At 38.2% G+C, this 25,576-nt stretch carries 24 protein-coding genes and 1 other annotated feature (1 of these 25 only partly in view); of the genes, 5 read left to right on the top strand and 19 right to left on the bottom strand.

What is annotated here, in order from left to right:
- Positions 1 to 124: a binding site (T-box leader), on the bottom strand (it extends 91 nt beyond the left edge of the window).
- Positions 125 to 218: 94 nt separating this feature from the next.
- The 17 genes from ppc to ybeY all read right to left on the bottom strand — a co-directional run bounded on the left by ppc (position 219) and on the right by ybeY (position 17,973).
- Complete coding sequence (gene ppc, locus HMPREF2957_RS06145) at positions 219 to 3,044, bottom strand: phosphoenolpyruvate carboxylase (protein WP_070678159.1); 2,826 nt, start codon at positions 3,042 to 3,044, stop codon at positions 219 to 221.
- Positions 3,045 to 3,067: 23 nt separating this feature from the next.
- On the bottom strand, positions 3,068 to 4,279 hold the full coding sequence (gene ftsW / locus HMPREF2957_RS06140; RefSeq protein ID WP_070678157.1) for a cell division peptidoglycan polymerase FtsW: 1,212 nt from the start codon (positions 4,277 to 4,279) through the stop codon (positions 3,068 to 3,070).
- Between the two features lie 212 nt (positions 4,280 to 4,491).
- Positions 4,492 to 5,481 (bottom strand): peptidylprolyl isomerase PrsA, encoded by a 990-nt coding sequence (gene prsA / locus HMPREF2957_RS06135; protein ID WP_070678155.1) that lies wholly within the window; start codon positions 5,479 to 5,481, stop codon positions 4,492 to 4,494.
- Positions 5,482 to 5,555: 74 nt separating this feature from the next.
- Entirely contained in the window at positions 5,556 to 6,269 is a 714-nt protein-coding gene (locus HMPREF2957_RS06130) for an O-methyltransferase (RefSeq protein ID WP_070678153.1), read from the bottom strand.
- A gap of 1 nt (position 6,270) precedes the next feature.
- Positions 6,271 to 8,073, bottom strand: a complete 1,803-nt coding sequence (gene pepF, locus HMPREF2957_RS06125; protein WP_070678151.1) for an oligoendopeptidase F — start codon at positions 8,071 to 8,073, stop codon at positions 6,271 to 6,273.
- An 18-nt stretch (positions 8,074 to 8,091) separates the two neighbouring features.
- Entirely contained in the window at positions 8,092 to 9,048 is a 957-nt protein-coding gene (locus tag HMPREF2957_RS06120; RefSeq protein WP_070678149.1) for a competence protein CoiA, read from the bottom strand.
- Positions 9,049 to 9,129: 81 nt separating this feature from the next.
- Positions 9,130 to 10,278, bottom strand: coding sequence for a PDDEXK family nuclease (locus HMPREF2957_RS06115; RefSeq protein ID WP_070678147.1), 1,149 nt, complete (start codon positions 10,276 to 10,278; stop codon positions 9,130 to 9,132).
- Between the two features lie 192 nt (positions 10,279 to 10,470).
- Positions 10,471 to 11,328: an SAM-dependent methyltransferase TehB gene (gene tehB / locus HMPREF2957_RS06110; RefSeq protein ID WP_070678144.1), complete on the bottom strand. Its 858-nt coding sequence runs from the start codon at positions 11,326 to 11,328 to the stop codon at positions 10,471 to 10,473.
- A 14-nt stretch (positions 11,329 to 11,342) separates the two neighbouring features.
- Entirely contained in the window at positions 11,343 to 11,810 is a 468-nt protein-coding gene (gene smpB, locus HMPREF2957_RS06105) for an SsrA-binding protein SmpB (protein ID WP_001051741.1), read from the bottom strand.
- Entirely contained in the window at positions 11,773 to 14,115 is a 2,343-nt protein-coding gene (rnr, locus tag HMPREF2957_RS06100) for a ribonuclease R (RefSeq protein ID WP_070678142.1), read from the bottom strand. Before rnr ends, smpB begins: the two co-directional genes overlap by 38 nt.
- A 95-nt stretch (positions 14,116 to 14,210) precedes the next feature.
- Positions 14,211 to 14,444 carry a preprotein translocase subunit SecG gene (gene secG / locus HMPREF2957_RS06095; RefSeq protein ID WP_000282517.1) on the bottom strand — a complete coding sequence of 78 codons (234 nt, stop codon included), beginning with the start codon at positions 14,442 to 14,444 and terminating at the stop codon, positions 14,211 to 14,213.
- A gap of 39 nt (positions 14,445 to 14,483) precedes the next feature.
- Positions 14,484 to 14,633, bottom strand: coding sequence for a 50S ribosomal protein L33 (rpmG, locus tag HMPREF2957_RS08925; protein WP_007519517.1), 150 nt, complete (start codon positions 14,631 to 14,633; stop codon positions 14,484 to 14,486).
- An 83-nt stretch (positions 14,634 to 14,716) separates the two neighbouring features.
- A complete protein-coding gene (coaE, locus tag HMPREF2957_RS06090; RefSeq protein WP_070678139.1) occupies positions 14,717 to 15,310 on the bottom strand; it encodes a dephospho-CoA kinase in 594 nt (197 codons plus the stop codon).
- Positions 15,310 to 16,134, bottom strand: coding sequence for a DNA-formamidopyrimidine glycosylase (mutM, locus tag HMPREF2957_RS06085; protein ID WP_070678137.1), 825 nt, complete (start codon positions 16,132 to 16,134; stop codon positions 15,310 to 15,312). The genes coaE and mutM overlap by 1 nt, the downstream gene beginning before the upstream one ends.
- 48 nt (positions 16,135 to 16,182) lie before the next feature.
- The gene (gene era / locus HMPREF2957_RS06080) at positions 16,183 to 17,082 is read right to left on the bottom strand and encodes a GTPase Era (RefSeq protein WP_070678135.1); all 900 of its coding nucleotides are present in this window, start codon (positions 17,080 to 17,082) and stop codon (positions 16,183 to 16,185) included.
- A 17-nt stretch (positions 17,083 to 17,099) separates the two neighbouring features.
- Positions 17,100 to 17,495, bottom strand: coding sequence for a diacylglycerol kinase family protein (locus HMPREF2957_RS06075; RefSeq protein WP_004252647.1), 396 nt, complete (start codon positions 17,493 to 17,495; stop codon positions 17,100 to 17,102).
- Entirely contained in the window at positions 17,476 to 17,973 is a 498-nt protein-coding gene (gene ybeY, locus HMPREF2957_RS06070; protein ID WP_070678133.1) for an rRNA maturation RNase YbeY, read from the bottom strand. The genes HMPREF2957_RS06075 and ybeY overlap by 20 nt, the downstream gene beginning before the upstream one ends.
- A gap of 104 nt (positions 17,974 to 18,077) precedes the next feature.
- Here ybeY and HMPREF2957_RS06065 point away from each other — a divergent pair, with 104 nt between their 5' ends.
- On the top strand, positions 18,078 to 19,730 hold the full coding sequence (locus HMPREF2957_RS06065; RefSeq protein WP_070678131.1) for an Rqc2 family fibronectin-binding protein: 1,653 nt from the start codon (positions 18,078 to 18,080) through the stop codon (positions 19,728 to 19,730).
- A 62-nt stretch (positions 19,731 to 19,792) separates the two neighbouring features.
- Positions 19,793 to 20,653 (top strand): YitT family protein, encoded by an 861-nt coding sequence (locus HMPREF2957_RS06060; protein ID WP_070678129.1) that lies wholly within the window; start codon positions 19,793 to 19,795, stop codon positions 20,651 to 20,653.
- Positions 20,654 to 20,710: 57 nt separating this feature from the next.
- Here the strand turns inward: HMPREF2957_RS06060 and nox are convergent, their stop codons facing one another.
- Positions 20,711 to 22,090 (bottom strand): H2O-forming NADH oxidase, encoded by a 1,380-nt coding sequence (gene nox / locus HMPREF2957_RS06055; protein ID WP_070678127.1) that lies wholly within the window; start codon positions 22,088 to 22,090, stop codon positions 20,711 to 20,713.
- Between the two features lie 318 nt (positions 22,091 to 22,408).
- On the opposite strand from nox, the gene HMPREF2957_RS06050 reads away from it, so the two are divergent.
- Genes HMPREF2957_RS06050 through HMPREF2957_RS06040 form a run of 3 tightly spaced genes read left to right on the top strand, consistent with a single transcriptional unit; the run spans position 22,409 to position 25,234 of the window.
- Positions 22,409 to 23,329: an FAD:protein FMN transferase gene (locus HMPREF2957_RS06050; protein WP_070678125.1), complete on the top strand. Its 921-nt coding sequence runs from the start codon at positions 22,409 to 22,411 to the stop codon at positions 23,327 to 23,329.
- 34 nt (positions 23,330 to 23,363) lie between these two features.
- On the top strand, positions 23,364 to 23,969 hold the full coding sequence (locus HMPREF2957_RS06045) for an NADPH-dependent FMN reductase (RefSeq protein ID WP_004252640.1): 606 nt from the start codon (positions 23,364 to 23,366) through the stop codon (positions 23,967 to 23,969).
- Between the two features lie 17 nt (positions 23,970 to 23,986).
- Complete coding sequence (locus tag HMPREF2957_RS06040) at positions 23,987 to 25,234, top strand: NAD(P)H-dependent oxidoreductase (RefSeq protein WP_070678123.1); 1,248 nt, start codon at positions 23,987 to 23,989, stop codon at positions 25,232 to 25,234.
- Positions 25,235 to 25,318: 84 nt separating this feature from the next.
- On the opposite strand, the gene HMPREF2957_RS06035 is transcribed toward HMPREF2957_RS06040, so the two are convergent.
- Positions 25,319 to 25,576, bottom strand: a complete 258-nt coding sequence (locus HMPREF2957_RS06035) for a DUF896 family protein (RefSeq protein WP_070678121.1) — start codon at positions 25,574 to 25,576, stop codon at positions 25,319 to 25,321.

The raw sequence follows: 25,576 nt of genomic DNA, 5'->3' as shown, positions 1-25,576 counted from the left end.
CACCGAATTCTTATGATTTCAAATTCTTAATAACATCCAGCCCAATTTCATCATCTTCTTCTATCTGTTTCCACCAACCACAGACTCGCTAAAAAAATTCGATGATTACTTTCTGAATGCTTAAATTATATCATTTTACTAAAACTTGTCAAGGATTTTCATGAATTATTTTAAAAAATTATGAAAATTCCTACGGTTTTTGGAAAATATTTCTAGTATTAACCTGAATTACGTAATCCTGTAGCAATTCCGTTAATAGTCGTATGAATCAATCTTTCCTCATGTGAGGACAACTCTCCGCGACGTTGACGCTTAATCAACTCTAACTGAATATAGTTAAGAACATTGAAATAAGGCATGCGGTAATTCAGACTATCTTTCAAATAAGTGTTTTCTGCCAAGAGTTCTTCATGACCTTCGATAGCCAGGATAACATTCTTAGTCAATTGCCATTCATCCAAAATAGTATAGTAGATTGCTTGTACTTCTTCACTTTCACAAAGTTTAGCATATTCAAAAGCAATATTCATATTTGATTTTGATAGAACCATGTCAACGTTTGATAGGAGCGACTGGAAGAATGGCCAATTTTGATACATGTCACGAAGGTATTCAATATTTTTTGGATCTTGATCAATAAATTCCTTGAAGCTTGAACCAACACCATACCAACCTGGGAACATGACACGACTTTGTGACCATGAGAATACCCAAGGAATGGCACGTAGACCACCAATTTCAGTGATTGTTTTACGTGCTGCTGGACGAGAACCAATATTAAAGCTTGAGATATTCTTGATTGGACTAGATTCAAAGAAATAATCGTAGAAATGATCATTTCCAAATACTAGTTCACGGTAGATATCATAGCTACGACTGACTACTTGGTCCATGATCGCCTCATAGCGATTTGATGTATTAGTATCACTCTTCTTCTGTGTAATCATACGGTTGATAGCCGCTGATACCAACATTTCCAAGTTATAGTAAGCTGCATCCTTGTTTCCGTATTTATTTCCGATAACTTCACCTTGTTCAGTTAATCGAATACGGTCTTTAATTGACTTGAGCGGTTGAGAAGCAATGGCGTCATAAGTAGGGCCACCACCACGACCAACAGTACCACCACGACCGTGGAAGAAGGTTACTTTGACTCCAAATTCATCACCGATAGCAGTTAATTGTTGTTGAGCTTTGTATAGAGTCCAACAAGATGATAGATAACCACCATCCTTGTTACTATCAGAGTAACCTAGCATAATTTCTTGATAATTATCTTTTGAAGCAATCCACTTCTTAGCAAGCGGTAAAGAGAAATACTTTCTCATAGTCTCTTCGGAATGATCCAAATCCTCAATTGTTTCAAAGAGAGGCACGATTTGAACACGTGCTTTTTCAGCATCTACAAGACCGACTTCTTTCAGCATAATCGCCAATTCTAACATATCAGACACGCTGGTTGCATGAGAAATAATCGTTTGACGAATGACGTCTTCTCCCAAACGATCTTTTAATTCACGTGCAGTTTGGAAAATGGCTAATTCTTTTTCAAGAAGTTCAGATTTTTCAGCATGAGTAGCTGACAAGATTCGAGGGTCTTCTAATAGTTCATGTAAAAGCAACTCGCACTTCTCATCTTCTGAAAGATCGCTATAATGATCATTAATTCCAGCAGATGCTAACAATTCAGCAACACAGGCTTCATGAACACTTGAGTCTTGGCGCATATCGATAGATGCCAAGAAGAAACCAAAGACTTCAACAGCCTCCAAAAGCTCGGCAAACTCTCCAGTAAGCAAAGCTTCTGCCTTATTTTCAAGCAATGAATCTTTAATGATAGCTAAGTCTTGTTTAAATTCTTCAATTGTTTCGTAGTAAGGAGGGCGATCTTCAGCCAATTCTTGAATGGCTCCTGAGAGACGATTACTAATATAGTCAGTAATCACTCCTTGTTGATGTCCTTGAGTTCCAAAGAGTCGTTCAATGTGATGGCGTTCATCTGCTGATGAGCCGACAAGAGCCCACTCTTTCAAATTTAAAAGAGTTTGAATTAATTTTGATTGAATAAAGTGAAAAGCCCGACGATAAGGTTCTTTCTCGCGGAAAACTGAAGTATCTTGAGATTGAGCTGCCATTTCTTCAACAGCCTTACTTGTCTTAGATAAATTAGTAGAAAGAGAGAAAGTACGGTAGAGACTAGAAATCTTACTGATGTAGTAGTTTAAGATCACTTCACTTTGAATGGTAGCAGAACGCATGAGTGTCTCAGCAGTTACAAATGGATTGCCATCACGGTCTCCACCAATCCACATTCCCATGGTGATAGGTTTTGCTTGTTTTAGGTCAATTCCCTGCTCTTTTGCAAGACGCTTATACTCTAACATTAGATTTGGTACAGCTTGTAGGAAAGAACTATTGTAATATTCCATCACATTTGTGATTTCATTCGTTACTTTTAGTTTCTTCTCACGAATCATATCCGTCTGCATGATAATCTCAATGTAGCGACGAAGATCATTATGCCATTTTTCTTTGTTAATAAGCCCCATTCTCACGTCACGGTATTTACGCAAGAGAGTATGGATATGATTAGTCAAGTCCAGCATACTCTTACGTTGAACCTGAGTTGGATGGGCTGTTAATACTGGCACCACGTTCAGATGTTCAAGAATTTCAGCCGCATTTTCTTTTTCAGCAACCATTTCAATGGTTGTTGACAATTTACCAAGATAATCTTGATCAATATTGTTTAGATGGTTAATCTCATAAGCTAAGTCTACGTCTTCGGAGATGTTAATCAAAAGTGGTAAAATAGAGAAATATCTAGAGATGTAGACCATTTCATCATTTGAAAGGCTTCTCACTACCTTATCTAGTCCTTGATAGTCTAGATTTGATGATAGCTTCTTCAACTGCATAATCTTGTCAAAAGTCTCAGCAGGAAGCATATTTTTCGTGATATCTTCAAGTAAATCTGTCAAGATTTGAACTTCTTCTTGGACTACAGTTTTGTTTCTGTTATTTTCTAGTTTTTGAAGAGACATATTTTTCTCCTTGTCACATTTTCTTAGAGTTGTGCTTCATATTCGCTGTAGAGTTTTGCACGTTTTTCACTAGCATCGATATTTAACACAAAGGCGATAGCTACTGATAGAACCAGGAGACTATTCCCCCCTTGTGAAAGGAATGGGAAGGTTACACCTGTTGAAGGAATCAATCCTGAAATTCCTCCGATATTAACGAATACCTGAATTAAAATCATTCCACCAATACCGATTGCTACCATAGAGTTGAACGGATCTTTTGCTCGTACCCCCACTAAAATAATACGAAGAATTAGGAAGAATAATAGAGCTAAAATAAGACTGGCACCAACAAATCCAAACTCTTCAATTACAATAGAGAAAACAAAGTCCGTGTGTGCCTCAGGTAGATAGCCTCGTTTTTCGATAGAGTTTCCTAATCCTAGCCCAAACCATCCTCCATTTACCATAGCATAGTATGAATTTGCCAACTGGTGTCCTGCACCAGCGACATCATCAAATGGATTAAAGAAAGCACTGAATCGTTTAGCTACGTATCCAAATACTGGAATCTTAGAAAACTTATCAACACCAACAAGCTTAATGGTTGTTAGAGAAACAAAGGATAAACTGGTCAATACTCCAAGAATAGTTGCAAACCATCGGTGAGCTATCCCACTAATTGAGTACATCAACAATGCTACCAAAAAGAGAATTGTAGCATTTCCAAGGTCAGGGAAAATAGCCAAACTACCAATCATGACTAAAAGTACAAATCGCCAATCGTTAAACGCTCTAGGAAACCATTGGTTTTGAGTTAAAACTTGGAAATCATAAACGGCAATTTCTTCTTGTTGTTTTGAAAAACGTTGAGCCAAGTACCAAATGATGATAATTTTCAAGTATTCCGCAGGCTGAACAGTAATAGGTCCTACTTTGATCCAACCGTAAGCACCATTGATGGGAATACCAATCAAACGAGCTAAAGCTAGTAACACTAACTCAGCAAACATAATGATAAATAACAAACGTTCGTTTCGAAGAAAACCAAGTTTCAGTTTATAGATTACTGCAATAAGCAACAAACTAACAAGCCAAAACAAGCCCTGATTTCGAACCAATTGAAAGGCGCTCTTACCCTCCTGAATCAAGGATGCACTTGTTGTCGAATATACCACTATCAATCCCAGAACGGATAAGAGAATATAGGGCACTAAAATAGAGTAATTCAACAGGTGCCTTTTACTAATTTTCATATTTCACCATCTACTAAATTTTTAATTTTCTATTAATTCTAGTTTTACATGCTATTATACCACTTTTTAGACTAGAAAAAAACTCTTATCCGTTAAAGCCTAGAATTTAAGCTTTTAGAATTCACAAACATTTATTTATATTTTGGGCTTTTAGCTAAGAAAACTTCAAAAAAACTCTACCTTTCAAGAGTAGAAAGATAGAGTTTTCATCTTTAGTTTGAAGATGTTGTTGTCGTTTCAGCTGCAGTTGTTGTCGTTTCAGTTGCTGCTGATGTAGTTGTCGTTTGAGTTGTTGTATCACTTTGGATGTACTGAGTAAAGATATTTTGGAAGGCTTGGTCTTTAACCTTGATATTTGCCGCCTGCAACTCTTTACTAATTACACCTTGAACAAAAGTAGCATCATTTTGTTTTTGAGTCAAGATAACTGTCTTCAATTTTTCTTTATAATCTTCCCAGTTAGAAGATTTTTCTGTTTTCTTGATCAATTTCACAATATAGAAACTGTTTGAATAAGCTTGTGTACCTGGAGCTGTGATCACATCTGAGATTCCATCAACATTAAGGGCAAAGGCTGCTTTTTTAACAACGTCTGGCAATTCTGTTGATGCAGAGTCGAAGGTGATTTCACCACCATTTGCTTTTGTCTTTTCGTCAGTTGAATTATCCTTAGCCAATTGTGCAAAGTCAGCTCCAGATTCTTGTGCTTTAGCAAGTACTTCTTTAGCCTTATCTTCACTGTCAAGTTTAATCACTTGAGCAGTTACTTCTGGTGTGTACTCATCGTAAGCTTTTTTGTAGTTCTCATCTGTCAATTCAGCTTCTGCGGCTTTCTTAACAGCATATTCAACTAGTTTACTTGTACGAATTTGAGCTTTACGGCTTTCTGCTGTCATACCAGCACGAGAAAGAACGATTTGATAGCTATCACCATATCTTTTTTGCTCTTCTGCTACCGCATCTTCTACTTCTTTGTCACTTACTTCAGATCCATATTGTTTTTCAAAAACTTTTTGGATTGTCATATTGAGCAAGATTTGTTGAGCAGTTGGGTTGTTTTTCACTTCTTCATAAAATTGGTGCTCAGTGATGACATCACCTTTCATACTGATTAAGTCAGCTCCTTGAGAGCTATTTGAACAAGCAGCCAATGTAGCTACTGATAACAAAGTGATGGCACCAGCCAATAATTTTTTCTTCATGTTTACTCCTTTTTATACACTAGATAAATGTTTACCTTATCTATTTTACTAAATTGTCTTAAAAATATCTGAAATTAATCAACATCAGGCAGTTCTATTTCTGCTTGATTCTTTCTTAGCATCAAGATTCCATCTCCAAGAGGAACTAGACTAGCTGTTAATCCCGGATTGTTTAGAGTTGCGTCAAATAGTCTTTGCAAACCACGATAAATGGTTCGTTGCCCGCGTCGGACTTCCATAATATCCTTAGCAATGTCTCCACCTTGGAAAATATCATCCAAGACAACTACTCCACCAACCTCAAGGTGTTTTAGGATTTCTGGCAAAAATACGATGTATTTGGATTTTGCAGAATCCATAAAAACAAAATCATAGGTCTCTGTCAATGTCGACAAAACGTCTACCGCATCGCCTTCCAAAAGAGTGATTTGTTGGCGATTATCAAACTTGGCGAAATTTTCCTTGGCAAAACCAATCATTTCAGGATTTCTGTCAATGGTTGTAATTTTAGCCTCTGGCGCATGTTGAGCCATTAAAAGTGCCGAAAAGCCAATTGCCGTTCCAATTTCTAAAATATTTTTTGGTTGAATTGTTTCCATTAGGAAACGGAAATAAACGACTGTTTCATGAGGAATGATAGGAATATTCTCCTTGCGAGCAAAGTTTTCTAGTTCTTTTAAAGAACCGGTCACCTGCTCTTGTCTGTGGCGCATAAATTCCACAATCTCATCCTTAACAACAGGCCGTCGCATGTTATGGTTAGCATTTTTACTGTATGACTCAACCATTTTATGCTAATCCTAATTTTTCAACAAGGGCTTCGAACTCATCCAAACGGCGTTCAAAGACTGCAAAGGCATCATTAAGATAGTCTTCTTTTTCCATATCAACACCAGCTTTTCGCATGATATTTAGAGGATAGTCTGACTTCCCAGCCTTGAGGTAATCAATATAACGGTCACGATCATCTTGACTACCGTGAACAATCTTTTCAGCCAAGGCCGAAGCTGCTGCAAAGCCTGTTGAATATTGATATACATAGTAATTATAGTAGAAATGAGGGATACGAGCCCACTCGTACTGAATTTGAGGGTTGTCTTCCTTACTCAAACCATAATATTCTTGGTTCAAGTCAGCATAGAGATTGTTTAAGAACTCGCTTGTCAAGACTTCACCATTTTGATCGGCTTGGTGAATTGCATGTTCAAATTCAGCAAATTGAGTTTGGCGGAACACTGTTCCACGGAAACCATCCAAGAAGTTATTGAGAATAGCGAAGCGTGTTGCGTCATCTTGAACTTCTTGCAATAATTTTTCAGTTAGGATATTTTCATTGGTTGTTGAAGCAATTTCTGCCAAGAAGATTGAGTAATCTCCGTATACATAAGGTTGTGTTTCACGCGTGTAGCTAGAATGCATACTATGACCTGTCTCATGTACGAGAGTAAAGAGATTATCTAGGTTATCTTGCCAGTTAAGAAGCATGAAGGCGTTAGTATCGTAGGAACCACCAGAGTATGCACCTGAACGCTTGCCTTGGTTTTCATACACATCAATCCAACGTTCGCTAAAGGCGCGTTTAACACGACTCAAGTAATCCTCACCAAGAACAGTCAAAGCTTCCTCTGCCTTCTTCAAGGCTTCCTCATAAGTAAAGCTGTATTCTACTGAAGACAATGGTGTATAGACATCGTACATTTTAAGGTCTGGAATACCCAAGATTTTTGAACGAAGTGCGAGATAACGATGCAATAATGGTAAATGCTTACGAACAGCAGATACTAAGTTGTCATAGACACTTTCTGGAACAAAGTTGGCCGCAAGAGCTGCTTCACGCGCACTCTTGTAGTTCCGAACTTTTGCACGGTAGTTTTGTACTTTTACATTTGTCTGCAAGGTTTTAGCGTAAGTGTGCTGGTATTGCTCATAGGTAGAGTATAGTGCTTCATATGCACCACGACGAACTTCACGGTTCTTAGATTCTACTAAGCGCATATAGACACCGTGTGACAACTGCACTTCATTTCCATCTTCATCTTTAACAAATGGAAAGACGATATCTGCATTATCTAAGATAGCGAAAGTTTCACTAGCAGCACCAAAGATTTCACCAGCACCTGCTAACAACTCTTCTTCACGTTGTGAAAGGACATGTTCCTTATTTTGCAAGAGTTTATCAAAGAAGTGTTTATAAGGCTGGAGTTTTGGCTCTTCTGCTAAAAAGTTTTGATACTGCTCTTCTGTTATTGCCATAAATTCTGGCTCATAGAAAGAGAACACCTGGTCGAGTTGACTGTATAGAGTCATTGCCTTTGCATAGTATTCTTGATATTTAGCAACTCGTGTATCCTGGTCGTTTTTCATATGAGCATAGACATAGAGTTTTTCAAGACGACGGCTCAAATCCAAATAACGCTCTGTAATGTTAAGAAGGCTTTCTGCGCTATCCAAAAGATGCCCTTCAAGTCTAGCTGCTTCTTTTGTATCCTCGGTTAATAGGGCTAATTCTTCTTCCCATTTTTTGTCTGTTTCAAAGATCGTTGATAGATCCCATGTATCTTTTTCATTGATTTCATTTCGTTGTAATACCATAAATTTCCTCCATCCTTTCTATTTTACCATATTTTTCGAGAAATACTGCTGATAAAAGGCAGGTGGATAGAGCTTTTGTTGCTGATTTTGTGGATTCAGTTCATAATAAGCCTGAAAGTTGCGGTAATAATCATATAGATTTTGACTTATCTGACAAAAATGACCATGTTCTATCGGCCTTACTTGGGGATACCAGTCCTGAGTCTTCAAATTTAATAGGTTATCTCCTCTCAAGTAAGCTTGGGCTTGTTGCTTCATCCAATAGGAATTTTGATAATAGAGTTGTTTTTGAATGTAATGACAAATATTCTTGTCCTGTTCAACCGAAAAAGCAGTTAGCTCTTGCTGTTGATAAGGACTACGTAAAATTTCTAGAAGATTTCCTTTGCCATAAGAAAATTCCTTGAGCTGATAATGGAGTTTCCCTTTTAAATCTTGGTGAAGGAGGTACTTGAGCCTCAAAACTTGTCTTTTATGGTCTAACTCCCAAAGATAAAATCCCATATTATTACTAAAATAAAGAAAATCTCTTTGAATTTTAGTTAGTCGCTCTTTTAGCCAGAGCTTTTCTCCCAGTAGCCAAAGAACTTGAATTCCCAAACTTCGATAACCATTGCTTCTCTCCCATAAAAGTTCACAAGAAATAGGACTACACTGAACTTCCAGTGCTAATTGCTTATTGATGAGGATATCTGCGATTTGCTTAAGTTCAGGAATTGGATATTCCATTTCTACTTCAGCATCTTTCTTAGCCCAATTAAAAAGTGACTCCTTATTCTCTAAATGCTCTGGTCCTTCGTTCTCATGATAAAAATCACAACTTTTTAAACTTTCATGCGCAAAATGAGTTCTTACATTTTTTCCTTTTTTCAAGCGAACACTCGTTCCGCAAGCTGGACAATAATAAGCTTGTTTCTTTACTTCATTCTCTAACGCGTTGATTAAATGACCTTTTTTATCTCTAGCTAAAAACATAAACTCTCCTTATCTAATTCATTCGAAAAGAAAGAGAAGAAAAAGGCTGACCAACTCAACCTTTTTTCCATTTATTCTCAACTAATTCAGTTGTTTTCTAATATATTTCTGCAACATGGGAATGAGATTCTGTATTTGATCCTGCTTTATCACCATTACACCATATTCTTGACAACGATGACTGTAAACGGGGTTAATCTTGCCTGAGCAAACAATCATCTTCAAACAATTATCACCCGCAAAATGATTGGCATAAACTTCAAGTTCGTTAATAGCTTCAACTGATAAATCAGTCATTTTACAAGAAATGAAAACTACAGAGTGACCTTTACGAAGAATGACATCAATCTCATTTTGAACATTGTCAGCCTCAGGGAAAATCCCATTCCAGTCAATTTCAGTACCAATCATACATTCATCAAAATACTCTGATTCGAGGGCTAGTAAATAGATATACAATTCTAAAATATGCCCTTTAGTTCGACATAACAGATGTGCTTCTGGTGTTGGGAAGGTATAAGTAACAGTATCTGTTGTTTCCTCTTCTACTTTCAGTAAATTAGCTTTTGTGAACAAAGGAATCAAGCTACTGGGGTAAGAATAATTTTTTCCATTACTCTCCAAAACTTTTGCTGTTTCAGCGTGAAAATCATTTGTTTTTGCTAGTGCAAAGAATTGTGTAATCTGATACCATTTTTCAGGATTTTCGATAGCATATTTGGCCAATTTTTTTATAGCTAGCACTTGCTTTTTAGAATGCTGAGGCCTTCTTGATTTAAGGACTTTTCCACCACGTAAAGCTATCAATTGTTCAATGGATAAACTAGGAATCTCTAACTTTTTATCACAAATCTTACCCCTTTCCCAGGCATACTGCTTTCCTTGTTCAACATCCATAGCAATAATGGGAATACCTTTCTCCAAACCATACTGATATAGAACTATTGCTAATAGATTATCTCCGCCAAAAACATCGGTGGTCACTGTCTCAAAATCATTGATAAATACATCTAATTCCTGGCAGGTTTTTTCTAGGTTACATTGTCGAAAATGTACTTGTTTTAAGTGTGGAACTTGTGCCATTAGAAAATGCTTCAAGGATAGCTTTTCTTCCTCAGCGATTTTTCTTGTAGAAAGGTATAAAATCTCATCACAATCACTGACAAAAGCTTGGTAGACATTTTTCTCAATGGTATGACGGTCGTATAGTTCAATTAAAAGACTAGTCATCTTAAGACCTCCTAGACAAAAAAGTCTGAAAGAATAGTGGTCGATCAGAATCGTTTTAAAACTATCACAATTCTGTTTAATTTCATCGACTTCTCCTACTTCTAGTATAGCATAAATTGAGATTTCCCTTTCTTATGAGGGGAACAAATAAGGAATAGAAAACGACCGCTCTCTATTCCTTTTATTCATTTATTATACTTTTTTAGCCAACATTGTTGCAAAACGTAGTTGGATACGATTTCCGTTTTCATCACGACGGTGGAGATGGCCAGGATTTTCATTGTACTTGATCAATTCCCAGTCCTGGTAGTAATTTGCCAACTCACCCTCTTTGAAGGTAAATGGGAAATGAACAGAACATGGATAATCTTCTGTATCCATCGCACAAACAATTAAATTGTAGCCTCCAAATGAGGTTTGTTCCTGCATGTTTTTGATAATTGCAGGAATGCGATCTGCTTGTAAAAACATCAGAACAACCGTTGATACGATAAAATCATAAGTTTGTCCAATGCTAGCTGAATTGATATCGTAGATACCGACAGGCATTTTTAAATCTTCTTGCTCCACAATGCTTTGCAAGATTTCAAGAGATAGCTCATTTTGATCTACAGCTGTGACATCAAATCCATGTTGAGCTAGAAAGAGTGCATTTCTTCCTTGACCACATCCTAGGTCTAGTGCCTTACATGGTTTTACTGTATCCATAGCTTCTAAAACTTCCGAATGGACTGGATTAGTATTGTATTTCTTGGGAAAATAATCCTCTGCTTTACAATAAAATTCCAAGTACCATTCCACATCTTCTGTGGCAGCTTCTACTCTGTGCCAAGCTTGAGGTTGTGCCATAGGATTATCAGCACCTGCTTCAAAAAAGTGCTCGGCTAAAACTTCCCCGTCTTCAGTCAACTCAATAAACTTAAGAGTCCCTTTTAATACAGTAATCTTGCCCCAGGTTCCGACCTTAGTATTGTGTTTTCTTTGAACAGCTTCTGGCATGGTGTCTTTATTCCAGACAGGCATGCGTTTGTAGGCAACTAGTTTTTCCATATTCTTCACTCTTTCTATCGGTGATTAACAGCTTTCATAACACGCGCAATATCACGATCTTGCTCGCGGCGTTTGATAGACTCACGTTTATCGTAATCGTGTTTCCCTTTTGCAAGTCCTAAAAGTAACTTGGCATAGCCATCTTTGATATAAACTTTAAGAGGAACCAGCGTCATTCCTGTTCCTTTGGTTTCTTGCTCTAATTTCTGGATTTGTTTTTTATGAAGGAGGAGTTTTCGACGACGTTCTGGCTCCTGGTTCCAGATGTTGCCCTCTTCATAAGGAGCGATATGGACATTACTCAGCCAAACTTCCCCATTTTTCACTTGGGCAAAACCATCTTTCAGATTGATGCGGGCTGCTCGAACACTCTTGATTTCTGTTCCTGTCAGGACCATTCCTGCTTCTAGCGTATCTACGATTGTATAGTCGTGGTGCGCTTTTTTATTTTGCGCGACGACTTTTCCCTCGCCCTTTGCCATGCTTGGCTCCTTTCTTTGCTACTTCCTTATAAAAAGGTTTCTTGCTTTTTTTCTTCTTGTCTTTTGGAGAATGCTTGCGCTTATCACCTAAGCGACCAGATTTTCTCTTGTCTTCTTTCTTATCTGAACGACGCCCTCTATCCTTACGAACAGAGCCTTTCAGACCTTTCTCGATGACATCTAATTCACTTGGAATAAAGGAGAAATCGATCTCACCAGTCATCTTATCCGCTCTTTCGACACGAATACGTATCTGTTGTCCCACTCGGAAAGTAATTCCTGATTTCTCCCCACGGAGGGTTAAATCGCGTTCATTAAAATGATAAAACTCAGGCAGATTAGTGATGTGAATTAAGCCTTCGACTGTATTTGGCAATTCAACAAAAAGACCAAATTTAACAATACTTGAAATAACTGCATCATACTCTTCACCAACATATTCTTCCATGTATTCAGCTTTTTTCATGGCTTCGACTTCACGCTCTGCTTCGATAGCACGGCGCTCACGGTTGGAAGACTGGGTGGCAATCTCAGGAATGACCTGTTCAAAATGAGCTGCTACTTCTTTAGAACGTCCATAGTCACGAATCATCCGATGAACAAGAAGGTCAGGATAACGACGAATTGGGCTGGTAAAGTGAGTGTAGTAGTCTGCAGCTAATCCATAGTGACCGTGATTATGCTCAGAATAACGAGCCTGCTGCATGGAACGCAGAAGCATCATGGATAATACATCCGCATATGGCTCACCTTCAACAGCACGCATGATGTCTTGAAGTGCTTCTTGACTAATCTCACTGGCAGTTCCATAGATACGTAATCCAAAACTTGAAGCGTAATCAATAAATTTCTGAACTTTTTCAGCTTTAGGTTCCTCATGGATACGATAGATAAAAGGTAGGTCCAGCTTGCTAAAGTGCTCGGCAACTGTTTCGTTTGCAATCAGCATAAAGGACTCAATCATACGTTCAGCAACACCACGATGACGAAGAACAATATCAACTGGCTTGCCTTTTTTATCGACTAAAATCTTAGCTTCATTGGTATCAAAATTTAAAGCACCACGCTTGATTCGCATACTTTCCAAAGTCTCATGGAGCTTAGCCATAAGTTCGATACTAGGAACAATTTTCTTATAGTCTTGTCTCTTCTCCTCGTCACCAGCTAAAATATCATTGACATCACTATAAGTCATACGAAAACTTGTCTTGATAACAGTCTGTGTAATCGTATAATTACGAACACGACCATTTTTATCAATCTCCATAATAGCAGACTGAGTCAAGCGGTCCACTTGAGGGTTAAGAGAACAGATTCCGTTTGAGAGGCGTTCTGGAAGCATTGGAACTACACGGTCTGTCACATAGACAGAGGTCGCACGATTGAGGGCTTCCTTGTCAAGAGCAGAACCCTCGGTCACATAGTAGGAGACATCGGCAATGTGAACACCTAGTTCGATATTTCCATTTTTCAATGGTTTGATGTGAACAGCGTCGTCCAAGTCCTTGGCATCAGCCCCATCAATGGTAAAGGTAATTTCATCTCTTAAGTCTAGACGACCTTCCAGATCTTTCTCTGATGGAGCGTCTGGCACATTTTCTGCCTCTTTGAGAACAGTCTCTGGAAACTCAGATACAATGTCCATTGATTCCAAGACCTCAAGGACATCAATCCCTGCATCTGTAGAATGTCCAACCACATCTAGGACACTACCGACAAAGAAATCGTGTTTCTTACTTGGGTACTTATCAATAAAGACCTTGAGAACTTCTGTGCCTTCCAATTGAATGGCTGGCTTTTTAACATAGATTGGTTGACTAATCTTTTGATTTTTTGAACGGATATAGCCCGCATACTTGGGCTTTTCCTCATCAAGAACGATTTGCCCAACAACCGTCGTCAAACTGTGTTCTAAAATATCGATAATCTTTGCTTCAGCTGCAGTTCCTTTTTGGCGATCTGCAACCTTCTTGATTACAATTTCAACTGTATCGCCATCAATGGCATAGTTAACATCATTTTTTCCTACAAAAAGATCGTCTTCCTCGCCTTCAAGACTAACAAAGCCGAAGCCATTTTTATGGGCATGAAAAGTTCCTTTAAGAGTAATCTCGTGTTTCTTCTTTTGGTCCAAGGTGAGACTACCATCTTCTTCAAAGCGAATTTGGTGCTTTCTCTCCATCAGGGACAAGGTTTTAATAAGCTCTCGAAAGTCTTTGGAACCATCCTTTCCGAGAGCTTGAGCCAAGTCATTTACAGTGACTTGCCCCTTTTCTTTTAAATATTCTTTTATTCTATCTTTCATGTTTTCTTTCTAGATTGTTAAATTTTTTTTGGTGTAAAACCTTATTTCTTTCAAAAATAAAAATAGGCAAAGACCTAGTCTCGCCCATTATTTTCTTATCTACTTGATAATACCGTCAATGCTAAGGCAATGGCTAGCCAGAAAAAGACTAAGATTCCTGTCAAACGTTGCATTACGGCTTCAAAACCACGCGCTTTGCTACGTTCAAACAAATCACCTGAGCTGGCATCAAATACATTGCTAGATTGATTTTTAGTTGGTTGCATAAAAATTGCAATCACAATCACAACAGATAATACTAATAAAATGGTTAATAATAGGTTATACATATCAAACTCCTTAAAATCCCTATTATTCTACCATAATTTCTACTTAGATTCAAGATGTAGAGTCACTTTTCTTTCTTTGGGACAATACTTTAAGACTTCAATCTTATCTGGATGTGTTTTGGAGTTCTTACTGGTTAGATAATTCATGCTGCCACAAGAGGAGCATTTTAGATTAATTTTTACACGCACTAGATTTTTTGTATTTGATACTATTTCAATCTAAGATGATTTGAACAAACAATACCAAAATTCTCCTTCCTAACAATGTTAATTTATAGACACATTTCTTCAAACAACTGAACTACTTGAGCTATCAACTGTTCCTGATTTCCATTATTATCTATACTGTGACTAGCCAGACTAATTTTTCTTTCTAAAGGCCATTGAGAGTTTAAACGGGATTCGGCTGCTTCTTTTGAAATTTGGTCCCGTTTCATTAATCGCTCTAATTGAATATCGCGATTTACATAGATTAGCCAAGTTTCGTCGAACCATGAAGCATAGTTCTGCTCAAAAAGCAGGGGAATATCCATGAAAAAGAGAGCTTCTGTCTGAGCAAACTGATTTCGTAATGCAGCTAACTCCTCACGAATAATCTCACCTTGGGTTCTCTTAGACCATTCTTGCTCTTCAGGATTTGAAAAAATAAGGCTAGCAAGCAAGGGGCGATTCAGTTCAGCATTTTCAAGAAGGATTTTCTCCCCAAAATGCTCTACTAAAACCTGATAGAGTCGTCCACCAGGTTTTTGTAGTTGGTGGACGACTGCATCCGCATCTACAACTTGAAACCCTTTTTGTCTTAAAAATTCTGTAACAGTGGACTTACCTGACGCAATACCACCGGTGATTCCGATTATTTTTCCCATCACTTTCTCCTTTGACATTTTGGACAAAAGTGAGTTCCACGACCACTTAGTTGAATTTTTTCGATGATGGTTTCACAACGCGAACAAGCTTGACCTGCCTTGTCGTATACTTGATGGAATTCCTGCATAGTACCATCTTCTCCAAATGCATTGGTATAAGTGCGAATGGTTGAACCACCCTTTTCAACCGCCTGACCTAAAACATTGATTGTTTCATCATGGACTTTTCTAGCCTCTTGTGCTGTTAAACTATTAGAGATTCTAGAAGGATGGACTTTCGCTCTCCAAAGTACTTCATCCGCATAGATATTACCTAATCCTGCAACCAAAGTCTGGTCGAGAAGATGCGATTTGATGGGTTTTTTAGATTTTTTCAAGGCTAGTTTAAAACTTCCTAAATCAAAATCCTTCTCAGTCTGTTCCGGACCAAGTTTTTTTGAAATAAAGTAAACTTCTAAAAGCTCAGGAGTAAGCAACTCCATAGTGCCGAACTTACGGACATCCTCATAGACTAAAGTTCCGCCATCCTCAAAATGAATCAAAACATGGGCGTGTTTACGTTCTGGCACTTGGTCTGGATAATAAAAATACTTGCCTTCCATTCTCAAATGAGAGATTAGAACTTTGTCGGATAAATAGAAAAGTAGATATTTGCCACGACGTCCCATTGATTGAATGACTTGACCGGGCATTTCCTTCTGAAATTCCTGCAAATCAGTTTTAATCATCTTGGGGTAACGAATGTCAATATTTGAAATCTTCTTCCCCAGAATCAATTTTTCCAGACCTCGCCGAACTGTTTCTACCTCAGGTAATTCAGGCATAGTTCCTCCTTCTCTAAAAACAAGAAGCAGGCTTCTGCCCACCTCTTCTTAATATTCTTTTTCGTTGTAACCAAAATCGGCAAGATCTAATTTCTTATCGCGCCAATTTTTCTTGACCTTGACCCATGTTTCTAGGAAGACCTTATCTCCTAGCATGAGTTCGATATCTTTACGAGCCATGGTACCAATTTTCTTGAGCATAGCACCGCCTTTACCGATGATAATCCCTTTTTGACTGTCACGCTCGACCATAATGGTTGCTCGGATATGAACTTTATCAGTCTCCTCATCTCGTTTCATAGAATCTACCACTACTGCAACTGAATGTGGAATTTCTTCACGAGTTAAGTGTAACACTTTTTCACGAATCATCTCAGAAACCAAGAAACGTTCTGGGTGATCGGTAATTTGGTCTGCTGGGAAATATTGGAATCCTTCTTCCAAATTTTCACTCAAGATATCAATCAAATGTGAAACATTATTTCCTTGAAGCGCTGAAATCGGCACGATTTCCTTAAAGTCCATTTGACTACGGAAGTCATCGATTTGAGCCAAGAGTTGGTCAGGGTGTACCTTGTCAATCTTATTGACCACAAGAATAACCGGAACCTTAGCAGCCTTGAGACGTTCGATAATCATATCGTCGCCTTTTCCACGTGGTTCATCAGCTGGTACCATGAAAAGAACCGTATCGACTTCACGAAGTGTGCTGTAGGCTGATTCCACCATGAAATCTCCAAGAGCCGTTTTGGGTTTGTGAATCCCTGGTGTATCGATAAAGACAATTTGTTCCTTATCCGTAGTATAAATACCCATGATTTTGTTGCGGGTTGTTTGAGCCTTGTCACTCATAATGGCAATTTTTTGCCCCATGACATGATTCAAAAAAGTTGACTTCCCAACATTAGGGCGTCCTAAAATGGCTACAAAGCCTGATTTAAATGTCATAGTTACCTCTATAATGTTTAAAATAGCAAATCCCAAATCCTAGGGATGAAAATAATAAGTCCAGTCACTGCAGCAAATAAAGACACTACAAGAACTGCACCTGCAGCCATGTCTTTAGCCTTCTTTGCAAGCATATCGAAGTGATAATGGCTAGCCAAATCCACTACATTCTCTATAGCAGAATTCAAAATCTCAAAAGCGATTACTAAAAAAATGCTTAATAGGAGAAAGAGCCATTCAATTCTGGAAACTTGAAAAACAATGCCTGCAAGTAGAACTAAGAGAGAAGTCACTGCATGCTTTCTCATATTACGCTCTTCTTTTATAGCAGTAAAAATACCTGTCAGGGCAAAATCTAAACTTGAGAGCAAGTCGCGATTCTTCCATTTTCGTTTATTGTCTTGTGAGTCCATAGGCTGTTAAAATTTCTTCTTGTAAACCGAACATCTCCGCTTCTTCTTCCGGAGTGTAGTGATCATAACCGTTTATGTGTAAAAAACCGTGCACAGCTAAAAAGCCCATTTCACGTTCGAAACTATGACCGTACTCTTCAGCTTGCTCATGCGCTTTATCAATTGAAATAAATAACTCGCCGATATAAGAATCAAATTCTGACATCATTTCTGCTAAGTCAGGATCTTCTGCCAAATCTTCTTCATCAAAGGTAATCTCTAATTCAGGCTTATATTCAAGGCTGATAACGTCTGTTGGACGGTCAGTATCACGAAACTCTAGATTGAGTTCATGACTGCGTTCATTGGTCACAAAAGTGACTGCCATCTCCTTGCCTTCTTTTCCAATTTTTTTAGCAGCAAATTCTAAAATTTCTTGGGTTTGCTTTAAAATTTCTTTAGAAACCTGACCAGTTTCATCTACCATTTCAATATACATGCGTTTCTCGATTCTCTTTACTTGGCTTTATTATACCATATTTCTATGATTTTATTCTACCTTTTTGATATAATACTATGGAATACATTCATAAGGAGAGAACCATGTCATTTGATGGATTTTTTTTACACCACATGGTTGAGGAATTGCGAGCTGAACTACTAAACGGTCGCATTCAAAAAATTAATCAACCTTTTGATCAAGAATTGGTCTTACAAATCCGTAGCAATCGCCAAAGTCATCGTTTGCTCCTTTCTGCTCATCCTGTTTTTGGACGCATTCAGTTGACAGAAACGACCTTTGAAAACCCTGCTCAACCTTCTACCTTTATCATGGTTTTAAGGAAATATTTACAGGGTGCTGTTATCGAGTCTATTGAGCAGATTGAAAACGATCGAATCGTTGAAATCACTGTTTCTAATAAGAATGAGATTGGGGACGATATTCAAGCCACCCTCATCATTGAGATTATGGGTAAACATAGTAATATCCTCCTCGTAGATAAGTTTAGCAACAAAGTTCTTGAGGTGATCAAGCACATTGGTTTCTCTCAAAATAGTTACCGTACACTCCTACCTGGTGCAACTTACATAGCCCCACCAAGTACAGAGGCCCTCAATCCTTTTACCATTAAGGATGAAAAACTTTTTGAAATCCTTCAAACACAGGAATTGACAGCTAAAAACCTTCAAAGCCTCTTTCAAGGTTTAGGCCGTGATACGGCAATTGAATTAGAGAATTTATTAACTGATGATAGACTTTCCAATTTTCGTGACTTTTTTAAGCAAGAAACCAACCCATGCTTAACTGATAAGTCTTTTTCTTGTGTCCCTTTTTCAACTAAAATTGAAGGACATTTTTCAAGCTTATCTCAACTTCTTGATGTTTTTTACAAAGATAAGGCAGAACGTGATCGCGTCAAACAACAGGCTAGTGAACTCATTCGTCGTGTTGAAAATGAACTACAAAAAAATCGTCAAAAGCTTAAGAAGCAAGAAAAAGAACTTCAGGCTACTGAAAACGCTGAAGAGTTCCGACAAAAAGGCGAGTTACTAACGACTTTTCTTCATCAAGTTCCAAATGACCAAGACCAAGTCGTCTTAGATAACTATTACACCAATCAGCCAATTACAATCGCACTTGATAAGGCTTTAACACCAAATCAAAATGCTCAAAAATACTTCAAACGTTATCAGAAGTTAAAAGAGGCTGTCAAATACCTGACTGATCTAATTGAAGAAACCAAGGCTACCATTCTTTATCTGGAAAGTGTAGAGACCGTTCTTAGCCAAGCTGGGTTAGATGAAATTGCTGAAATTCGTGAAGAATTAATTCAAACAGGCTTTATTAGAAGACGCCAACGCGAAAAAATTCAAAAACGTAAAAAGCCAGAGAAATATCTGGCTAGCGATGGGAAAACCATTATTCTCGTTGGACGAAACAATCTTCAAAACGAGGAATTAACCTTTAAGATTGCACGCAAAGAGGAACTTTGGTTCCATGCTAAGGATATCCCAGGAAGCCACGTGGTCATCTCAGGAAACCTGAATCCTTCTGACGAAGTCAAGACGGATGCTGCAGAACTCGCAGCCTACTATTCGAAAGGACGTCTTTCTAATCTCGTTCAAGTGGATATGATTGAGGTTAAAAAACTCAATAAACCGACTGGTGGAAAACCTGGTTTTGTTACCTATACCGGTCAAAAAACTCTTCGTGTTACACCTGATTCCGAGAAAATTGAATCTATGAAGTTGTAATATCAGTCTTATTTTAAAAATATTATTACTTCACTTTTACACAAATATAGGAGGGGAGCTCAATGCTACGGCATATTAAACCAACTATAACTATTATATTCGGAGCTGCTATCTTCGCCTTCGGACTTACTTATTTTGTTGTTCCACATCACTTGTTCGAAGGTGGAGCAACAGGGATAACCTTGATTACCTACTATCTCTTTAATATCCCTATTTCGCTGATGAATATCTTGATTAATATCCCTCTCTTCCTACTAGCTTGGAAAATATTTGGACTAAGATCACTATATTCCAGTCTACTTGGAACCATTGCCGTCTCCGTCTGGTTAGCTATCTTTGAGAAGATTCCTCTTCAGTTTAACCTTGAAGGTGATTTGGTTGTTGTCGCTCTAGTAGCTGGTGTCCTCCTAGGTGTTGGACTCGGAGTTATTTTCAACGCGGGTGGTACAACCGGTGGCACTGATATCGTCGCTCGTATCCTTAATAAATACACCAATATCTCGGTTGGAAAATTGCTTTTTGGACTTGATTTTCTGATTCTAATGTTGATTTTAATCATCTTCCAAGACCTACGTCTTGTAACCTATACTCTCTTATTTGACTTCATCGTTTCAAGAGTTATTGACTTAATCGGTGAGGGTGGATATGCTGGAAAAGGATTTATGATTATCACTCAAAAACCGATGGAATTAGCCGATAAAATTAACGAAGAACTCGGTCGTGGGGTTACCTTTATCTCAGGACAAGGCTACTATAGCCAAAAGGACTTAAAGATTATTTACTGTATTGTCGCAAGAAATGAAATTGTCAAGATGAAAGAAACGATTCATACAGTTGATCCGATGGCCTTTATCACTATCACGGAAGCTCACGAAATCCTTGGAGAAGGGTTTACTTTCCCAGCAAGAGACGAGGTTTCTTAACCTTAAAATAAAAAAGTAACTTCAATAGTTGAAGTTACTTTTTTGTCATATCATCAATTATTTTTCTGCTGTAAGTGCAGCCATTGTGATGTAGTTGTATGGTTTATTGAAGTGTGGCAAGAAGAATAGGTCAGTCAATGCTAATTTGTCAATTGTAACGTGTTCTTGAATTGCAAGTGAGAACATATGAATACCCATGCTAATTGCTGAATCACGAGATACCATTTGAGCACCAAGGATTTCACGGCTGTCTTTATCAAAGACGATCTTGATAGCTACTTCATAGTTGTCATGCTTCATAAATTCTGGTTTTTGAAGGTCGTTGAATCCAGTTTCAGTTGCGTTGTAACCAGCAGCTTTTGCTTTTTCAAGTGTCAAACCAGTTGAAACCATGTGAAGACCATAGATTGAGATACCATTTGATCCTTGAACACCGATTCCTTCAAGCTCATGTCCACAAGCGTTGTAAGCACCAACGATACCAGTACGAACAGCGTTTGAAGCAAGAGCGATGTAGCTAGTGTCTTTACGAGCGTTGTCATAAACAGTCGCACAGTCACCAACAGCATATACACCTGGGATAGATGTTTCTTGTTTCTTGTCAACAAGGAAAGCACCGTTACGGAAGAGTTCGATCTTACCATCAGCAAGTGCAGTGTTTGGACGGAAACCAACTGCAAGAACAACCATATCCACATCAAATGTTTCTTTGTCAGTGATCAAGCGTTCAACTTTTCCTTCACCTTCGATAGCTTTAACAGTTTGACCAAGTGCCAAACGGATGTTGTGGTCTTCCAAGTTTTTAGCCATCATTTGTGTGAAGTCTTTGTCATAGTATCCGTTCAATACAGTGTCAACGATATCAACAAGTACAACTTCTTTTCCAAGACGTTCGAAAGCTTCAGCAAGCTCAACACCGATGTAACCACCACCTACAACAGCGATACGCTCAAGGTGTTTGCTCTTGTCAGCAAGTTTTTCGATAACTTCTTCTGCGTTTTGGTACAACTTAACAAATTGAACATTTTCAAGAGTTGCTTTGAACTCACGGTTACCTTTAACAATTTCAACGCCTTCGATCGGTGGCAAGATTGGAGTTGAACCAGTCGCAAAGATCAATTTGTCATAAGACTCTTTGTGTTCTTGACCTTCAACTTCTGCTGTCACAACTTTATTGTCATAGTCGATTGAAAGAACAGGTGAGTTCATGTAAACTTTAGCACCTTTTGCTTCCAATTTTTCTTTATCAGAGTAGAACAATCCTTCAGCGCCGTCGATTTGTTCACCAATCCAAAGAGCCATTCCACATCCAAGGAATGAAATGTTTGAGTTTTGGTCAAATACAACGATTTCGTTTTCGTTTCCAAAGTTGTCCAACATAGTGTTGATACATGCAGTTCCAGCGTGGTTAGCACCCACGACTACGATTTTACTCATAAGATAAATCCTACCTTTATTTTTTTATTTACCTCTCAAGTATACCATTATCTGTGAACGTTTTCAAGACTTTTGACCCGTTTGATGTTATTTAAGAAAGTTTTTGAAAGATATATCAATTTGTTTTCAAAGAGTCCTCATTGATTTGGAGCTGTTTTTAATTTTTTAAGCATATTTCTTGACTTTTTGTAAAAAATGATTTGTGAAAACGCTGACTTTATGATATTCTATTTATATGGAAATAAATTATAAATTCTTAATTTCTTTTTAATTCAAGATTTGTAGCTATTTCCCAGTGATTCGAAGGGAGTTGATTCTTTGTCTCTTAGTTCATCATCTGAGCGATTAATGGGAACTACGATTACTATTTCCTTAGTACATGAACAAGCCGATAATCTTCTCCGTCAAGCTTTTGATTTGCTCAAGGAACTTGAATTCCGCTTCAATGCTAACAGTACTGAATCTGAATTAATGGAAATTAACTATCAGGCAGGTATTGCCCCAGTTAAAGTCCACCCTGATTTGTTTGAGTTGATTTCATTAGGTCTAGAACACAGTCTAGCGCCTAAAAGTCATCTCAATATTAGTATAGGGCCTTTGGTTCAAACCTGGCGTATTGGTTTTTCCGATGCAAAGGTTGCAAGCCCTGAAGAAATTGCTTCAGCCTTACCACTAATAGACCCTCATTTTATTGAACTCGATTCAGTCAATTCTACGGTTTTCCTAGAAAAAAAGGGAATGAAAATTGACTTAGGGTGTTTAGCAAAGGGGTACAGTGCAGATAAGGTTGCAGCTTTCTTAAAAGAAAACGGCGTCACTTCTGCTCTTATCAATCTTGGAGGAAACATCCTCACAATTGGGAACAACCAATCAAAAGATGGGCGTTCGTGGCAAATCGGCATTCAAGATCCAAATAATCCACGCGGTAATCACCTGATGACCTTGTCTATTACTGGAAAATCAGTGGTTACATCTGGGATTTATGAACGGCATCTTGAAATCAATGGCAAGGATTATCACCACATTTTCGATAGTGAAACAGGCTATCCTATTGAAACGGATTTAGCTAGTTTAACCATTATATCTGACCGCTCTGTTGACGGCGAGATATGGACCACGCGATTATTTGGCGAACGTAGCGCCTCTATTATGTGGCAAGTCGAAAATATTGATGGTATCGAAGCCATCCTCATTGACAAAGATGGACGCTTAGCTTGTTCATCTGGTATCCAACGATAAATCATTAATAATGCAAAAAGAGAAAGGAAAGCCCATGCTTAAACTTATTGCTATTGTAGGAACTAACTCAAAACGTTCCACAAACCGCCAACTGCTTCAATATATGCAGAAACATTTTGCTGATAAAGCAGAAATCGAATTGGTAGAAATTAAAGATCTACCTGTATTTAACAAACCAGCTGATAAACAAATCCCAGCTGAAGCTACGGAAATCGCTGCTAAAATCGAAGCTGCTGATGGAGTTATTATCGGTACTCCAGAATACGACCACTCAATCCCAGCTGTTCTTATGAGCGCTCTTGCTTGGATTTCATATGGTGTATTCCCGCTTTTGAACAAACCTGTCATGATTACAGGTGCTTCATATGGTACACTCGGTTCATCACGTGCTCAATTGCAACTTCGTCAAATTCTTAATGCTCCTGAAATCAAAGCAAATGTTCTCCCAGATGAATTCTTGCTTTCACATTCTCTTCAAGCATTTGATCAAAATGGTGACTTAGTAGATCTTGATGTCATCAAGAAATTGGATGCCATCTTTGATGACTTCCGTATCTTTGTTAAAGTTACTGAGAAATTGCGTAACGCACAAGAGCTTCTTCGCAAAGATGCTGAAGATTTTGATTGGGAAAATTTGTAAGATAGGAGATCGAAAGAATGAAATTTGTTGGACTTGTTGGATCAAACTACGATCAATCATATAACCGCAAACTCTTGGAGTTCATCCGCCGTCAGTTTAAATTTAAATTTGAACTAGAAGTTTTGGAAATCGATGAAGTTCCAATGTTTAACCAAGACGAAAAATGGGACGAGAGCTTCCAGTTGCGCCTTCTTTACAACAAAATTACTCGAGCTGATGGTGTGATTATTGCTACTCCAGAGCACAACCACACTATTTCTGCTTCACTTAAGTCAGTCCTTGAATGGCTTTCATTCGAAGTTCATCCATTTGAAAACAAACCAGTTATGATTGTGGGTGCTTCATACTACGATCAAGGAACTTCACGTGCTCAAGTTCACCTTCGTAAAATTCTGGATGCACCAGGAGTAAATGCCTACACATTACCAGGTAATGAGTTCCTTCTTGGAAAAGCCAAAGAAGCTTTTGATGCAAAAGGAAATATTATTAACGAAGGAACTGTTAAATTCCTTGAAACTTGCTTAGATAACTTTGTCAAATACGTAGGAGTCGTATCTAATTTGAAAAAACCAAAACCAATTGAACCAGAAGACTTGGATTGTGGAAAACCAATTGCCACAACTATTACAGAAGTTGACCCCGATGATCCAGAATGGGTAGAAAAAGTTGCAGAAATCACAGGAGCTGTATCTGGTGATACATACGTTAAACTTGACCATGGTATCCTTACAGTTAACCAAATCGATATGTTCTTGAAAGCTATGCCTTTTGAATTGACATATGCTGATGACAACAACCAATTCCTCTACTACAACAACGCTCACCAAGATCCAGAAACAATGTTTGCGAAACGTGTACCACCTCAATCTGGTAGCCGTATGTCAACAGTTCACGGATCACTTCCACCTGCACGTATGAAAAACGTTGAGTGGGTTATTGGTACGCTTCGCAATGGCAACCAAGAATACGTACGTACAATTGTTCCTGGTTCACCTGCAGGTGTTATCAATACTCACAACTACCAAGCTATGTACTATCCTGATGGATCATATGCTGGTATCAATGAAATTGTCTTTAACTTCCAACCGTGGCTTGACTGGTACTTGAAAGAAACTGGTCAACGTTTGGTAGGCGGTAGCGGACCTTTTGCTCCTGCTGCTGGAGGTCACGGAGATGCCGATGCTACTTCTGGTGCATCTGACGCTGGAGGACATGGTGATGGTGGCCACGGAGCTGCTGATGCTACTTCTGGTGCAAGTAACTAATAACTAACAAAAAGGAACCATTCTTGGTTCCTTTTTTGTTAATAGAAATCTCGGTTCGCACACACAAACCGAGAATTTTTTTATTTATGAATTCGGATCATCAAGACTACGGCCGTGTAAACCTTTTTCTCGTTGCACTTGACGAAGTTTTTCAGGAGTCACATCATTACCATCTTCATCGACGATTTTGATTCCTTCAACGTGATGACGTACTGAACGACGATAGCCTTCGATATATTCCTCACGAAGTTTGGCTTGTTCTACTTTTTCTTCCGCAGTCAAGCCTTCTGTTTTTTTCTTTTTAGCAAGTTCATTAATACGAGCGATTTTTTCTGGTGTCAT

It is taken from the genome of Streptococcus sp. HMSC062D07 (assembly GCF_001814215.1).
GTDB classification, from domain to species: domain Bacteria; phylum Bacillota; class Bacilli; order Lactobacillales; family Streptococcaceae; genus Streptococcus; species Streptococcus infantis_I.
This window is presented reverse-complemented; position numbering and strand designations above follow the sequence as displayed.